At 58.9% G+C, this 14,673-nt stretch carries 15 protein-coding genes; 10 read left to right on the top strand and 5 right to left on the bottom strand.

Features of this window, described 5'->3' with window-relative positions; genetic code table 11:
• The first annotated feature begins 108 nt into the window (after nt 1-108).
• The 4 genes from HKK55_RS01670 (at nt 109) to HKK55_RS01655 (ending at nt 5,052) form a co-directional block, all read left to right on the top strand.
• Nucleotides 109-1,362 carry an exo-alpha-sialidase gene (locus tag HKK55_RS01670; protein WP_169357765.1) on the top strand — a complete coding sequence of 418 codons (1,254 nt, stop codon included), beginning with the start codon at nt 109-111 and terminating at the stop codon, nt 1,360-1,362.
• Nucleotides 1,362-1,976 carry a hypothetical protein gene (locus tag HKK55_RS01665; RefSeq protein WP_169353073.1) on the top strand — a complete coding sequence of 205 codons (615 nt, stop codon included), beginning with the start codon at nt 1,362-1,364 and terminating at the stop codon, nt 1,974-1,976. Before HKK55_RS01670 ends, HKK55_RS01665 begins: the two co-directional genes overlap by 1 nt.
• A gap of 142 nt (nt 1,977-2,118) precedes the next feature.
• The gene (locus HKK55_RS01660) at nt 2,119-4,140 is read left to right on the top strand and encodes an LTA synthase family protein (protein WP_169353072.1); all 2,022 of its coding nucleotides are present in this window, start codon (nt 2,119-2,121) and stop codon (nt 4,138-4,140) included.
• Nucleotides 4,141-4,341: 201 nt separating this feature from the next.
• Complete coding sequence (locus HKK55_RS01655) at nt 4,342-5,052, top strand: hypothetical protein (RefSeq protein WP_169353071.1); 711 nt, start codon at nt 4,342-4,344, stop codon at nt 5,050-5,052.
• Nucleotides 5,053-5,122: 70 nt separating this feature from the next.
• Here the strand turns inward: HKK55_RS01655 and HKK55_RS01650 are convergent, their stop codons facing one another.
• Both HKK55_RS01650 and HKK55_RS01645 read right to left on the bottom strand, forming a co-directional pair.
• The gene (locus HKK55_RS01650) at nt 5,123-5,512 is read right to left on the bottom strand and encodes a cytochrome c family protein (RefSeq protein WP_169353070.1); all 390 of its coding nucleotides are present in this window, start codon (nt 5,510-5,512) and stop codon (nt 5,123-5,125) included.
• 46 nt (nt 5,513-5,558) lie between these two features.
• A complete protein-coding gene (locus tag HKK55_RS01645; protein WP_169353069.1) occupies nt 5,559-6,080 on the bottom strand; it encodes a GNAT family N-acetyltransferase in 522 nt (173 codons plus the stop codon).
• A gap of 187 nt (nt 6,081-6,267) precedes the next feature.
• Here HKK55_RS01645 and HKK55_RS01640 point away from each other — a divergent pair, with 187 nt between their 5' ends.
• Nucleotides 6,268-6,663 (top strand): response regulator, encoded by a 396-nt coding sequence (locus HKK55_RS01640; RefSeq protein WP_169353068.1) that lies wholly within the window; start codon nt 6,268-6,270, stop codon nt 6,661-6,663.
• Here the strand turns inward: HKK55_RS01640 and HKK55_RS01635 are convergent.
• Both HKK55_RS01635 and HKK55_RS01630 read right to left on the bottom strand, forming a co-directional pair.
• Nucleotides 6,652-7,974, bottom strand: a complete 1,323-nt coding sequence (locus HKK55_RS01635; RefSeq protein ID WP_169353067.1) for a cell wall metabolism sensor histidine kinase WalK — start codon at nt 7,972-7,974, stop codon at nt 6,652-6,654. The two genes, HKK55_RS01640 and HKK55_RS01635, sit on opposite strands and share 12 nt — an antisense overlap.
• On the bottom strand, nt 7,971-8,681 hold the full coding sequence (locus HKK55_RS01630) for a response regulator (RefSeq protein WP_169353066.1): 711 nt from the start codon (nt 8,679-8,681) through the stop codon (nt 7,971-7,973). Before HKK55_RS01630 ends, HKK55_RS01635 begins: the two co-directional genes overlap by 4 nt.
• Nucleotides 8,682-8,845: 164 nt before the next feature.
• Between HKK55_RS01630 and HKK55_RS01625 the strand changes: the two genes are divergently transcribed.
• The 5 genes from HKK55_RS01625 (at nt 8,846) to HKK55_RS01605 (ending at nt 13,426) form a co-directional block, all read left to right on the top strand.
• Entirely contained in the window at nt 8,846-9,634 is a 789-nt protein-coding gene (locus tag HKK55_RS01625; protein ID WP_169353065.1) for a VacJ family lipoprotein, read from the top strand.
• On the top strand, nt 9,624-9,902 hold the full coding sequence (locus HKK55_RS01620) for a hypothetical protein (protein WP_169353064.1): 279 nt from the start codon (nt 9,624-9,626) through the stop codon (nt 9,900-9,902). The genes HKK55_RS01625 and HKK55_RS01620 overlap by 11 nt, the downstream gene beginning before the upstream one ends.
• Nucleotides 9,903-10,031: 129 nt before the next feature.
• Nucleotides 10,032-10,235, top strand: coding sequence for a hypothetical protein (locus tag HKK55_RS01615; RefSeq protein WP_169353063.1), 204 nt, complete (start codon nt 10,032-10,034; stop codon nt 10,233-10,235).
• Between the two features lie 125 nt (nt 10,236-10,360).
• Nucleotides 10,361-12,271: an alkaline phosphatase D family protein gene (locus HKK55_RS01610; RefSeq protein WP_169353062.1), complete on the top strand. Its 1,911-nt coding sequence runs from the start codon at nt 10,361-10,363 to the stop codon at nt 12,269-12,271.
• Between the two features lie 141 nt (nt 12,272-12,412).
• The gene (locus HKK55_RS01605; RefSeq protein ID WP_169353061.1) at nt 12,413-13,426 is read left to right on the top strand and encodes a diguanylate cyclase; all 1,014 of its coding nucleotides are present in this window, start codon (nt 12,413-12,415) and stop codon (nt 13,424-13,426) included.
• A 33-nt stretch (nt 13,427-13,459) separates the two neighbouring features.
• Here the strand turns inward: HKK55_RS01605 and HKK55_RS01600 are convergent, their stop codons facing one another.
• Nucleotides 13,460-14,488 carry an amino acid ABC transporter substrate-binding protein gene (locus HKK55_RS01600; RefSeq protein WP_169353060.1) on the bottom strand — a complete coding sequence of 343 codons (1,029 nt, stop codon included), beginning with the start codon at nt 14,486-14,488 and terminating at the stop codon, nt 13,460-13,462.
• Nucleotides 14,489-14,673: the final 185 nt, after the last annotated feature.

Raw genomic sequence — 14,673 nt, 5'->3', positions numbered from 1 at the left:
AGCTTTCGCTAAGGTTGGTTTTGCACAGTGGAACATCCCACGTCTGTTGAGAATGTTTCCGTGCGCAGTAAACCTTTTTTCGACAAGCGTTCCCTACGCGCGCCTTTATTGATCTGCAGCCTGCTAGCGGTATTTTTTGCCGCCTGGCAAAGCCATCCACCCCATGTGTTGGCCCCGTTTGCCCAAGCGAGCCAGTCTGCCTCAGCAGTGGCAGCAGCCCCGCAATACAGCAGCCGCTTCGTCTCCTCGCAACTCACGGACTTTGTCCACTCCTCCTCCGTGACCGCCCTGCCCGGCGGCGACCTGATGGCGGTATGGTTTGCCGGCTCCCGTGAAGGCGCCGCCGATGTGCAGGTGCGTACCGCACGTTTTGACGCCAACAGCGGCGAATGGGGCGCCGAACAAGTGCTGGCCACTCGGGAAAGCACCCGCGACGGCACCCACCGCTACATTCGCAAACTGGGCAATCCGGTGATTGCCCTGGCGCCGGACAATCGCCTGTGGATGTTTTATGTCTCGGTGTCCGTCGGTGGTTGGGCCACCAGCGCGATCAATGTGATGGTTTCCGACGACCTGGGGACGAACTGGTCGCCACCTCGTCAATTGATCACGTCGCCGTTCTTCAACATCAGCACCCTGGTGCGCGCCGCGCCGGTGTTCCATGCCGACGGGTCCATTGGCCTGCCGGTGTATCACGAGTTCATGGGCAAGTTTGCCGAGTACCTGTATTTGAGCGCCGACGGTGCGGTGATCGATAAATTCCGCATCAGCCGTGGCAAGCATTCGCTGCAACCGACTATCGTTCCGCAGGATGGGCAACGTGCTATCGCCATGCTGCGTTACGCCGGTGAGACCCATCACCGCATTCTCGCCAGCCGCACCGAAGACGCCGGGCAGACGTGGAGCGAGCCGTATCCGCTGGAGCCGTCCAATCCAAACTCGTCGCTGGCGGCGGTGGGCATGGCCAACGACGGACTGCTGGTAGCCCTCAATGATCTGCAGGACGGGCGCTTCAAACTCAGCCTGTACGGCACCAACGCCGGGCTCAATCAGTGGCGTAACGTGGTGGAGCTGGACCAGTCGCCAGACCCGTTGGGCCAACCGTTCTCTCCAGAGGCCTACAAGGAAATCATCGGCGAAGGTTTCCGCGCCTCCAGCGGCGCCCTGCGTTTACCCATGGAGCAACGCTTCCTCAGCAGCCTGGATTACCGGGTGTGCAAACCCCGAGGCTGCGAATTCGAATACGAGTACCCGTACTTCAGCCGCAGCCCGGACGGCATGTACCACTTGGTCTACTCGTGGAATAACACCTTTATCAAACATGTCAGCTTCAACGAGGCCTGGCTGGCGGAGCGTCTGTGATGGTTTCTTTGTGGCAAGCCCATTTGAGTTTTGTCCTGCTGGGTTTTGTGTTGTTGAGCGCGCTGCGCTTTACCGCGCCCTGGCGGCCGTGGTTGTTGCCACTGCTGGCGCTGGCGAGTTTTATCCCGATCAATGAGTTGCCGCTGGCGGCCTATGTGCGCAGTTTTACCGATGACTTGGCCATCAGCACCTTGGTGTTATTGGCGTGGGTGGGCCTGTGCCGATTGGGGGTGGTGCGGCCGCTTAATGGCCGGCATCGGGTGCAAGTCCTGCTGCTGTTTGGCGTGCTGAGCCTGATGCTGTATCCAGCCACCCTGGGACTGACCTATTTCGATCCTTACCGTTGGGGCTTCAATCCTAGGCCGATGATCGTGCTGATGGGCGTGGCGGCGCTGGTGATGCTGGCGCTGCGCAATACCCTGGCGGTGTGGATGCTGGCGGTGGGCACGCTGGCGTTCGCTTTGCGGCTTAAGGCGTCGGAAAACTATTGGGACTATGTGATTGATCCGCTGCTGGCGGGTTATTGCCTGGTGGCTGGGGTGTGGATGTTGGCGATGGCCGTTTGGCTGCGCCGGCATCAAATACCAAGCCGAGCACTCCCGGCGAAACAATGAAGATCAAATGTGGGAGCTGGCTTGCCTGCGAAGACGGTGTGCCAGTCGGCATTTCTATTGACTGATACTCCGCCATCGCAGGCAAGCCAGCTCCCACACTGGATCTGCTTCGTTCTATAGATTGGAAAAAAAGAGGTCAATGATGGGTTGGTTGCAATCACGCCGCCTGCGCTACGGCGCGGGCGCGATCGGGCTGGTATTTGCGCTGTTGGTCGGGCTACGGCTGATATTTGTGCTGGGCTTTTCCGGCGTTGATCTGCGCACGCCTGCGCTGTTGGAAACCTTGGGCATCGGCCTGCGTTTCGACCTGCGCCTGGCGGTGCTGATGCTGCTGCCGCTGGCTCTGCTCGCCTGGCTGCCGCGCTGGAACCTGCTGACGTTACCGGCGTTGCGCTGGCTGGCGCGGGGTTACCTGTTGCTGGCGCTGAGTGTCGTCGGACTGGTGTATATCATCGACTTCGGCCACTACGCCTACCTCGGTGTGCGTATCAACGCCACGGTGCTGCGTTACTTGGAAGATGCGCAGATCTCCCAACAAATGGTTTGGGAAACCTACCCGGTGCTGTGGATAACCTTGAGTTGGCTCGCCGCCGCCTCGCTTTGGACCTGGGCACTGATTCGCCTTGAGCGGATCACCCTGGATCGCGAACCTCAGGCCATCGGCAAGCTGGCCATTGCGTCTGTCGCCGTGGTCGGCGTAATCGCAGTCCTGCTGGCCCTGCTCGGGCGCGTCGCCAACCTGAATCTCGAAAACCCGGTGCCCCTGCGCTGGAGCGATGCATTTTTTTCCGGCAACAACCAGGTCGCCGCCGTGGGCCTGAACCCGGTGCTGTTTTTATATGACACGCTCAAAGCCGGCCAGTCGCAATTCGACGAGGCACAAGTGCGCGAGCATTATCCACAAGTCGCCCACTACCTGGGCGTGAGCCAACCGGACGCGCAGCAACTGAACTTCGTTCGCGAGCAAGGCGTGCAGCCTTATCGATTCGCTGGCGAACGCCCGCCCAACGTGATCTTCGTCATGCTCGAATCCCTGGGCACCAGCGCCGTGGGTGCCTACGGCAATCCGCTGAACCCGACGCCAAACCTCGACAAACTGGCCACTGAAAGCTGGTTCTTCAAGCACTTCTACGTGCCCGTCACCGGCACCGCCAAGACCGTCTGGGCCAGCATCACCGGCGTGCCCGACGTCACCCGCCAGGAGACCGCGACACGTCACCCGCTGATTACCCGGCAACACTCGCTGATCAATGCGTTCGAGGGCTACCAGAAGTTCTACATGATCGGCGGCAACGCTGGCTGGGCCAATATCAACGCATTGATCCGCCAGAGCATCGACGGCGTGAAGCTGTATGAGGAAAGCAACTGGCGCTCGCCACGAGTAGACGTGTGGGGCATCTCCGATCTGGACCTGTTCAAAGAAAGCGACCAATTGCTGCGCGCCGTGCCCAAGGACCAGCCGTTCTTTGCCTACCTGCAAACCTCCGGCAACCATCGACCGTTCACCATTCCCAAGGACAACGATGGCTTCGTGGTCCACGACTTGACCCTGGAACAGGTTCAGGCCGCAGGCTCGCGCAGCGTCGAGCAATACAACGCCGTACGCTTGCTGGACTACAACATCGGGCGCCTGATGGAGATCGCCAAGGCCGGCGGTTACTACGACAACACCATCTTCGTGTTCTTCGGCGACCACAACACCCGCATCAGCCAGATCCCGCATATGGCGCCAGCCTTCGAACAGCTAGGGCTGGAAAGCAACAACGTACCGATGCTGATTCATGCGCCAGGGCGTTTGCAGCCCAAAGTGATTGAAGAGGCCGTGGGCCTGGCGGACTTGCTGCCCACCGTGGCCGGGATGGCCGGCATGCCTTTTCGCAATGGCGCCATGGGGCGCGACATCCAGCAGCCTGCGCCGGAGGGTGAGCGTGTAGTACCACTGGTATTACGTGAGGGGACGTTCCCGCTGATTGGCGGCGTGACCCAGGACTTTTTATTACAGATGGAGCACGACGGCAGTTCGCCGACCTTGCATGACCTGGCCTCGCAAACACCCCGCGAGGATGTGGCGCAGCAGTACCCGGAGGAGTTTCAGCGCTTGCAGGGACTGACTCGCGGGCTGCATGAAAGTGCGCGGTTGATGCTGTTTCGCAATGTCCGCTGAAGGTAGTTAGCAATTGACCAGCAGACTGAGGCTCCCAAATCGTAGTTCGATTCCCTGGGAAGTTATTCGCGCAACAGTGGGGGCGGCCCAATAACTTTCGCCAGGCACCTGTTGTTTCTGACAGTAGATTTTTGTGCAACTACGGGCAACCATGGGCTCCAGGAGGCGATCAACCTGATCGCCAGGTCAGGGAGCAGGACCATGAAATTAATGCATAGATTCGTGGCAGCCATTGCAACCGTTCTAATCTGCAATGGTGCTCAGGCACTGGATGCCAACGAGGAAATCACCCCCAGCGATATGGGTTACCAATACTGGGTCTATTCTGTTACCTGGCAGCCCAGCTTCTGCCAGTTGAAACCCGATACAGCAGGCTGTAACAAACCACCGCAAACATTCCTCACCCATGGTATATGGCCGTATAACAACAGCACCCCTGAGAAAACCAACCGCCACCCCGCTTTCTGCAACACATCTCCAAGCTGCAAGCTAGACACAGAGTGCGCGATCAGCGAGGACAAACTGGAAAGCATTGCGCGTAAACCTGAGATTGCCAAACTGGTCACCACCAACCCGCAAGGCATGTTCAGGCACGAATGGAAAAAGCATGGAACCTGCTCCGGTAAGACCGAGGAGGACTATTTCAATGACCTCGTGACGCTCAGGAAAGTAGTCGACTACAACAAGCCGATGTTTGAAGCCTGGATAGGCCATAGCGTGATGTTTGATGACCTCAAAAAAGCATTTCCCGCAAACGCGTCATTCCGCTGCTTCATTCAAGATGGCAAGCAGTACCTGCATGAAGTTTTCTACCGAGTCAGCCCCGATGGAACGGCTTATACGGACGATTCAGCACTTCAGATAGGAACCCGCTGTAACTCGCAGCAAACTTATATTCCTGCCGGAACATGAATCAGTAATTATCGCTGCACTTGCCCTGCCCCCGGGGTATACCCGGGGTCGCGCCACCGTAGACACTTAATCACTGCGGCTGAAACGTCTCAAGGTACGCCAGCAAATTCTCGATCTTCTCCGGATCACTGATGCCCCAAAAAATCATCCGGGTGCCACTCACGACTTTCTTCGGTGCCTCGATATAAGCCGCCAGTTTTTCCCGCGTCCACACGACGCCTGAGTTTTTCATCGCGTCGGAGTACTGATAGTCCGTGGTGGTCCCCGCCGGCCGCCCAATAATCCCATTGAGCTCTGGCCCGAAACCGCCGCGGGCGTTAACACCAATACTATGGCAGCCGCCGCAGGTTTTGCTGAACAGCTTCCCGCCGGCCTCGGCATCGCCGGCTGCCAATAACGGGGTACTGAACAACCCTGCTGTGAGCGTCAGGGCGCAGGTTAATAGGGCAGCGTATTTCATGGGTGGCTCCCGATCAGATAGGGCTGGCAACAAAAGACCGCCGATTCTATCGCGATACGCGCCGCACCATGGCGCAACGACTGTCCGGGGCAAAACCATGGCCATATTCATCACGTAGAATCTGCGTCAGACGCGGATCCGGCTTCACCAACGAATCCCGCTCAAACCCCAGTCGCTGGTAAAACGGCGCATTCCAGGGAACATCGCAGAACGTAGTCAAGGTCACCGCGCGCAGATGTCGCGACCTTGCTGCGTCCATCGTGGCCTCGACCAATTGCCGCCCGACTCCTTGGCCTTGCAGGGTCTGTATGACGGACAGTTCATGGATGTGTAGATCCTCGCCATACAACTGCGCACTCAAAAAGCCCTGGGGCTGATTATCAGCGTCAACCGCCACCCAGCAAGTAGACAGCGTGATCAGTTGACGATGACGCTCAGCACTCATCACCCCGGCCTCGGCAAGCCAGCTCAGACCCTCGATGAGACGAAAGGTCTGGGCGGCCGAACGCTCAATCGCGGGCAGAAATTCGGCGTCATCGGGAGTGGCAAGGCGAATCACGATAAGCATGGGTTTGTGAGGTCTATCTTCTGGTGGCGACGGTAGCCTGACGCATCCTGCAGCGGGCCTGCAAGCCATGCCCCCTGTGGGTTGAAAGCCAGCCAAATGACCATCCATCTAATAAAAAACATTCAATCGAACCTATTCCATCACGCCCGACTCCACCCTATTGAACCCCGATGGTGGAGTAGTGATCATGGCTCAGCCATCGATTTTGGTACTGGAAGACGACGAGATCATTCGTGCGTTGATGGTGGAGGTGCTGGAAGACTTCGGTGCGCGCGTGACGTCTTTCCCCTCGGCGGACGAAGGCATGACGTTTCTAGAGCGCACGAGCGATCCGGTGGACTTGATTGTCAGCGATATCCAGATGCCGGGCCTGCTCAATGGCTATGACTTGAGCAAGGTGGTCGCTCATCGCTGGCCTTCGTTGCCGGTGCTGCTGACCTCGGGGGACACCGTGATGGCGGAGCAATTGGGCACCACCGTACACTTTCTTCCCAAGCCATGGAGTGTCGAACGCTTGATCGATTGCGTGCAGTCGGCCCTGCCGCCCCATTTGATAACCTCGCAATATCACCTAGACCGGTAATACCACCATCACTTCCAGCCCACCGCCTTGGCGATCCGCCAGCGTCAGCGTCCCACCATGCTCCAGCACTATCGCCCGCGCAGTGGAAAGCCCCAACCCGACCCCGCCGGTGCTTTTGTTGCGCGAGCCTTCCAGGCGGAAAAACGGCAGGAACACTTGCTCGTGAAAGGCCGTGGGAATTCCCGGACCGCGGTCCAGCACGTGAATGACAACCTCCCCCGCGCGTTGGTGCAGTTCAATCTCGGGTGCACCCCCATAGTGGATGGCATTCTCCATCAAGTTGGTCATGACCCGCTTGAGCCCCAGGGGCCGCCCGAAATACACCAGGCGCGGCGGCCCACTGAAGGTGATGTCGATGGACTGGTCGCGGTAATCGTCCACCAAGGTTTGCAGCAGCTCCGCCAGGTCCAATTGGGTGGCCTGTTCAAGACGCGCGTCGTCACGGAAGAATTCCAACGCGGTGTGGATCATGGCCTGCATTTCATCGACGTCGCGGAACAGCTTTTGCTGCTGGTCGCTGTCCTCAATGAATTCACCCCGCAGCCGCAAGCGGGTCAAGGGTGCGCGCAGATCGTGGGAGATCGCCGCGAGCATCTGCGTGCGGTCCTGGATGAAGTGTTGCAACTGGGCCTGCATGCCATTGAAGGCCAGAATCGCCTGGCGAATTTCGTGGGGACCGACCGGATCGATGGGTGGCGCCCGGTAATCTGCGCCAAAACGCCGGGCACCCAGGGCGAAATGCTGCAGGGGCCGGGCCAGGCGGCGGGTGGCAACCAACGTCACCAGCGCAGTGGAAATCAGCACCAGGACCAGCACGATCAAGCTGCGCGGCCCTTCTGCCAACCCCCAACTGCGCGAGGGTGCGCTGAACATCAGCCAAGAGTGATCAGTCAGCTCCACCAGCAAAGCGTAGTGCCCGCCGGAACCTGGCCAGTCGGTCGGCTCATAGCCTTCGACTCGCCGTTGTGGCCACCTGAGCACCGACCCGAAAACTTCTTCGCCGGTGTGAAAATCAGAAGCCTTCAAGGCTGGCAGATCGAAGCGCTCGCGATTGAGCGACCAACTCACACTGAAACCTCCATCACCGGCTGATTGGGACAGGCTGGGGCGTTGGCTGGGCTCGGCTGTTTCGACTATTCGAACAATCACCGCCACCTTGTCCAATAAACCGGTTTCACTCAGTGGCGGACGGGCCCACACACCCGCCAACTGGACAAACAGTGCGTTGAGGGCCAGGGCCGTGAACATGGCAATCAGGATGGTCAGGGCAATCCAGCGGGCTACGGTGTCCCGCGGGCGACGAATAATCATGATCGGGTCACGCTGACAGTGAACTGGTAACCACCGTTGCGCACGGTGCGAATCATCGCCGGGCGCTTGGTGTCGAACTCCAGCTTGCGTCGCAGGCGGCTCACCTGGACGTCGATGCTGCGGTCGAAAGCATCGTGGCGGTTGCCGCGTGCCAGGTTCAATAGCTGCTCGCGGGTCAGGACCCGCTGGGGGTTCTCGACAAATACCAGCAGCAGGTCGAATTCACCGGACGACAGTGCAATCATCACCTGATCCGGCGAGCGCAGTTCACGACGAGTCAGGTCCAACTGCCAGCCGTCGAAGCGGATCAATGGTCGCATGACATCACCCACGGCGGGATGGTTTTCACCGGCGCGACGCAGTACCGCACGCACCCGAGCCAGCAGTTCGCGGGCATCGAAGGGTTTACTCAGGTAATCATCGGCACCCATTTCCAGGCCCACCACCCGGTCACTGAGCTCGCCCATGGCCGTCAGCATAATCACCGGGGTTGCGTATTGCTGGCGCAGGCGCTGGCACAGCAGCAGGCCGTTATCCCCCGGCAACATGAGGTCGAGAATAATCAGGTCCGCAGGCTGGCGCTCCATGGCTGCCCACAGGTCGGTGCCATTGGCGGCGGTCTCGACCGTATAGCCATGTTGCAGAAAGAATTTCTTCAGGAGCGCGAGGACTTCAAGGTCATCATCGACAATTAAAAGGTTGCTCACCGGTGGTATCACTTGGGCTGGTCAAAGCCGCTATCTAAAACCATTAGACGCGGCCCGTCATATATTTCAACCGTGCAACAAAGCGTCAGTTCCGCAATAAAGCAGACATCTTTGCGCAAACCGCGAATGCCAGCATCGGCTTCCTTTTTTCGGAGACCGTGCCAATGCGCTCGCTGACGTATTCCCCGCGCCTGGCCCGCCAGGCGGCGCTGCTGTTGACCCTGTCTTACCTGGCAGGCTGTACCAGCCCGGCCCCAGTGGCGAGTACTACCCGTTGTGCACAGGTTTCCTACCCGGTGTATGACCCCGCCGAACCGGTCAACCGTGGCGTCTTTGCCTTCAACCGAGCCGTTGATGACTATGCCCTGGCCCCTGTGGCCCGCGGCTATCGCTACCTGCCGGACTTTTTCCAGCAGGGTGTGCATAACTTCGCCAGCAACTTCAGCGAGCCCAAGGTGTTTATCAACGATCTGCTGCAGGGCAATGCACGACGTTCGGTCAACACCCTGGGGCGCTTCGCAGTGAATACGACGGTGGGGATCATCGGCCTGATTGACGTCTCCGACCCACTGGGTATCCCCCGCCACACTTCCGATTTCGGCCAGACCTTCGGTGTGTGGGGCATCGGCAATGGCCCGATCGTCGAATTGCCATTGCTGGGCACCGGCAACAGCCGTGATGCAGTGGGCAAGGTGTTGAATTTCCTGGTGGCGCCACTGGGAGACAGCGATACCGTACGGACCCTGGACACCATCAGCCTGGTGGGTGGCACGATAGACACCCGGGCATCCTTGCTGCCGCTGACTGACAGCCTGCAACGGCTGCCGGATTACTACAGTGCGCTGCGTAACGTGGTGGCGGAACACCGCGCCGCTTATGTGCTTGAGGGCAAGCAAGGGCTCACGGCTCCCCAGGCCGACCGCTGCGCGAAGGAGGCTGGCGATGATTTCTGAACCTGGCTCGCTGCTCCTGCAACATCACGTACGCAAACGGGGCGCCAATGCCCTGCTGTGCCGGGAAACCCGTCTGCACCTTTCGTCCGATCAGAGCCGACTGGTGCTCAACCGCTATATGGAACAGTACAGCCCTCAGGGTGTGCGCTGGGTCGAGCGCCAGTACAGCGTCGCGGTGGAGGACGTATTGCGCTGGCTGATTGACCAAGGAGAGACCTCGGCCACAGCGATAAGCAACCGCTCTGACACCCGGTTTCTAGCGTCATAATTTGACGCGAGGCGTTTATATCTCGGCCCTCCCTCCCTCTGTAAGTTCACGCTCTTCTTGATAACCAGACGGCTGATTGCCCCTGGGTTGCCTATCGGGAAAATCCATTCTTACAGAAGGAAAACGTCCATGTTTAACGTCACTACCCCCTCTATTGGAAACGTATACAACAACTTTCCCAAAAATGACGAACAAGCGCCTGTACGTAACAAGCGCAGCATTGAACAGCCGCGTGTCGAGGGGTCAGCGATTGACTTCAGCGGCCCATCGGCCAACGACAGGCCAAAAAGCTCCGGAGGGTTGGACAGCCTCGGTCGTGGCAACCTCCTTTAAATAATCAGGGCAGAGAACTGTGCCTTCGCGCAGTTCTCTGTTTTGCTTTGAACCCGCCTTAACAAAACACTGACATCCGCTGCGCTACCCTTGCCGGTCCAACCTTGCACAGAGCCACTTCCTGCATGTCTCAACCCGACACACTGCCCGCCGTGCTTGCCGGCCCGCTGCTACGTCGCCTGGAACCCGGGCGCCTGGTGCTGTGGCTGGTGGGAAGTCAGGCACTGGCGTTGAGCCTGAGGCTGCAACTGCCAGGGCAAACCCTCGATCTCGAACTGGATGCTACGCGCTGCCAAGTTGTTCCTGTGGGACGCCAAGCCTTTATCCACCTGATCGATGTGGCATTGGCCGACGCCCTGCCCCAAGACGTAACCATCGGCTATGACCTGCTGATCACCGAAGCCCAAGGTCACCCATCCGGTATCGCCCAATGGGCGCCGCACCTGATGTACGCAAACGCGCAAAACCCGAATTTTGTCCTGCACAGCCATATTCACCAACTGATGCACGGTTCCTGCCGTAAACCGCACCACTGCGCCGATGAAGGCTTATTATGCGTGGACCGCTTGTTGGCCGAAGCCCACACACCGGCTGAACGTCCGGCGTTGCTGATGATGAGTGGCGATCAGGTCTACGCCGATGATGTGGCGGGGCCGATGCTGCGGGCTATTCACCAATTGATCGAGCGTCTTGGCCTGTTCGGCGAACACCTGGATGGTGCTGTCGTGGACGACAGCGCGAAGCTCTACGAGCACCCGGCCAGTTACTACCATCGCGCCGACCTGCTGCCCGCCCTGAAGCGTAACGAAACCCTGCGCGAGCGTTTTTTCGGCGGCGTGAAAAAACCGATTTTCACCAGCAGTAGCGCCGACAATCACTTGGTGACCTTTGCCGAAGTGATGGCCATGTACCTACTGGTGTGGTCGCCAACGCCCTGGACCCTGATCACGCCGCAAGCTCCGCAACTGACGCCCGAAGAACAGGCGCGCTATGCCCGCGAGCAGGTGCAGATTGATAAATTTCGCGACGGTTTGAACGGAGTGGCCAGGGTGCTTGCCCACCTGCCCTGCCTGATGATCTTCGACGATCATGACATCACCGACGACTGGAACCTCAGCGCGCAATGGGAAGAAACCGCCTACGGTCATCCCTTCTCCAAACGCATTATCGGCAACGCCCTGCTGGCCTATATGCTGTGCCAGGGCTGGGGCAATAACCCGGACGCTTTTAAGGACGTACTCAGCCAAACCTGCGCCCTCACCGCCCAGGCCCGCGATAACTACCTGAACGCTCATGCCCAGGACCAACTGATTGATGATCTGCTGAAGTTCCAGCAATGGCATTACGTACTGCCCACCACGCCTGCACTGGTGGTGCTCGACACCCGCACCCGGCGCTGGCGCAGCGAGTTCAACCTCAAGCAACCGTCCGGCCTGCTGGACTGGGAGGCCTTGAGCGAACTGCAACAGGAACTGCTGGACCACCCTTCGGCGATCATCGTTTCACCGGCACCCGTTTTTGGGGTGAAGCTGATCGAGACCGTACAAAAAGCCTTCAGCTGGTGCGGCTACCCACTGCTGGTGGACGCCGAAAACTGGATGGCCCATCGCGGTGCCGCCCAAGTGATCCTGAATATTTTTCGACACTCGCGCACCCCAGGCAATTACGTGATCCTGTCGGGTGACGTGCACTACTCGTTCGTCTACGAAGTGTTGATCCGCCACCGCAACGCCGGGCCAAAGATCTGGCAGATCACCAGCAGCGGCATCAAGAACGAATTCCCCAGACGCTTGCTGGACTGGTTCGACCGCCTCAACCGCTGGCTCTACTCGCCCCGCTCGCCCTTGAACTGGCTGACCCGTCGCCGCCCCATGCAGGTGGTACCGCATATTCCAGAACACGCCCGGGCGGGTGAACGGTTATGGAACTCGGCGGGAATTGGCCAGGTGTTTTTCAATGATCGGGGGCAGCCAGAGGCGATCTATCAACATAACGCCAATGGGACACCTCGGACAAAGATGGAAGCACCGCAGTAAGCTTCGTTACGCCCAAAATAATGGCATATAGCCACACCCTTCTAACCGCAAAATCCCCGTTGTACATTACGTCCAGCCACGGAGTATCGGCGTTAACACTTGACTGGCCATTTCGAGCCAGCCCTCGCAGGGAGCGCGCAGATGTGCGATACAGCCGATACCGGACCATTGAGCAATGATTTTTCCGACCTCCATGCCGACATGTTGCATGCCGTCATGGAGTTGGTCAGTGATGGCATCTGGGACTGGAACGCCAATACCGGATTTGTGTATCGCAACCCGGGCTGGTACGAAATGCTCGGGTACCCCAGGCACTCCCTGGAAAACAGTGTCTTCACTTGGGAAAACGTCATTCATCCCGACGACTATCCCCAGGTGATGAAGGTGTTTGATGATTACACCAACCGCCGCACTACCCACTATCAAGCCGAATACCGTTGTCGCAAGAAAGACGGCACTTTCCTGTGGATCGAAGACCGAGGCTACGTGATTGCGCGCAATGCCGATGACAGCGTGGCACGAATGGTCGGTGCCCACCGCAATATTCAAGTGCGTAAACGCTCCATCGAACAGCTTGAGCGCCGCAACAAATCCCTGGAAGCATTGGTGGCTGAGCGCACCCTGGAGCTTTCTCGGGTCAATCAGCAACTTCAACTGCAACTGGACGAAAACCGCTCCCTCGCCGAGCGCGATGCCCTGACTCACGTCGCCAATCGCTATCGCCTGGAGAAGGTCCTGCTGGAAGAGTGCGAACGCGCGCAGCGGTTTCGCCTGCCACTGTCGGTGATAGCGATGGATATCGATGACTTCAAACCGATCAACGATCGGCACGGTCATGCGGTAGGCGATGAGACGCTGGTGCGGGTGGTGGAATGCCTTGAAGCCTGCGTGCGCCACGGCGATTTGCTGGCCCGCTGGGGCGGTGATGAGTTCATGGTTGTCCTGCCCAAGAGCACCCTGGAAACCGCAAAAACCCTGGCGGAACGCATGCGCCAGGCACTGAGGAAGCTGCCGACCGTGGGCGACTTCAAGGTGACCGTGAGCCTGGGAGTCGTGCAACGCTTCTCTGACGAGTTGCCCTCCCGCCTGATGGCCCGGGCGGACCAGGCGCTGTATCGCTCCAAGGCGGCGGGCAAGGATGGCGTCTCAGAGTGATGCAGGAGCGAGCAAACTCGCTCCTGTCACCGTTTAACGAACCGGTGGTGCGTATTGAATACCGCCGTTGTTCCACAAGGCATTGAGGCCACGCTTGATCTTCAGCACGCTGCCCTGGCCGATGTTGCGTTCGAACACCTCGCCATAATTGCCCACCTGCTTGACGATCTGCACCACCCAATCCTTGCGCAGCTTCAAATCCTTGCCGTACTCACCGTCGGCACCCAACAAGCGGGCGACATCAGGGTTCTTCGTGCTCTTGGCCTGCTCTTCAACGTTCTGCGAGGTGATGCCCATTTCCTCGGCGTTGAGCATGGCGAACAGGGTCCATTTGACGATGCTGAACCATTCCTCATCGCCCTTGCGCACCAAGGGGCCCAACGGCTCCTTGGAAATCACTTCCGGCAGCACCACGAACTCGTCCGGATGGGCCATCTTGATCCGCTGCGCGTACAGACCCGACTGGTCGGTGGTCAGCACGTCGCAACGGCCGGCCTCCAGGCCCTTGGCGCTTTCATCGGCGGTGTCGAAGGTGATCGGTGTGTACTTCATGCCGTTGGCGCGAAAGTAATCGGAAACGTTCAACTCGGTGGTGGTACCGGCCTGGATGCAGATGGTCGCGCCGTCCAGCTCTTTGGCATGGGCCACCCCCAGCTTGTTATTCACCAGAAAGCCGATGCCGTCGTAGTAGGTGATCCCGGTGAATACCAGGCCCATGCCAGCATCCCGTGAGCTGGTCCAGGTAGTGTTGCGAGAGATCACGTCGATTTCCCCGGACTGCAACGCGGTGAAACGCTCCTTGGCGGTCAACTGGCTGAACTTCACTTTCGAGGCGTCGCCGAACACGGCAGCGGCAACAGCGTGGCAGACGTCAACGTCTATACCGGTCATCTTACCCTTGGCATCCGGCACGCCGAAGCCAGGTAAACCGTCGCTGACGCCACACTGGATAAAGCCTTTCTTCTGGATGGCATCCAGGGTCGCGCCTGCTTGGGCGGCCCCGGTCAAGCCCAATAACGCAGCGGCGCTGAATGCGGCCAAAGTGGTTTTCACGTTCTTCATGCAAGGCACTCCCTGTCGATTCTTATTATTCGGCGCCGCAAACCCGCGCCGCTTGATAGTGAGCGATGAGTATCAACCGCTTTACACCTTGGCCACAAACAAGCTTCAGGTATCCGGGCAAACCCGCTTGCTACCGCACATCCCGACTTTTAATAATGACCCGGCGACTTTATTTCGTTTGCGGG

Origin of the sequence: Pseudomonas sp. ADAK18 (assembly GCF_012935695.1) — a bacterium.
In the GTDB taxonomy this organism is placed as follows: domain Bacteria; phylum Pseudomonadota; class Gammaproteobacteria; order Pseudomonadales; family Pseudomonadaceae; genus Aquipseudomonas.
This window is presented reverse-complemented; position numbering and strand designations above follow the sequence as displayed.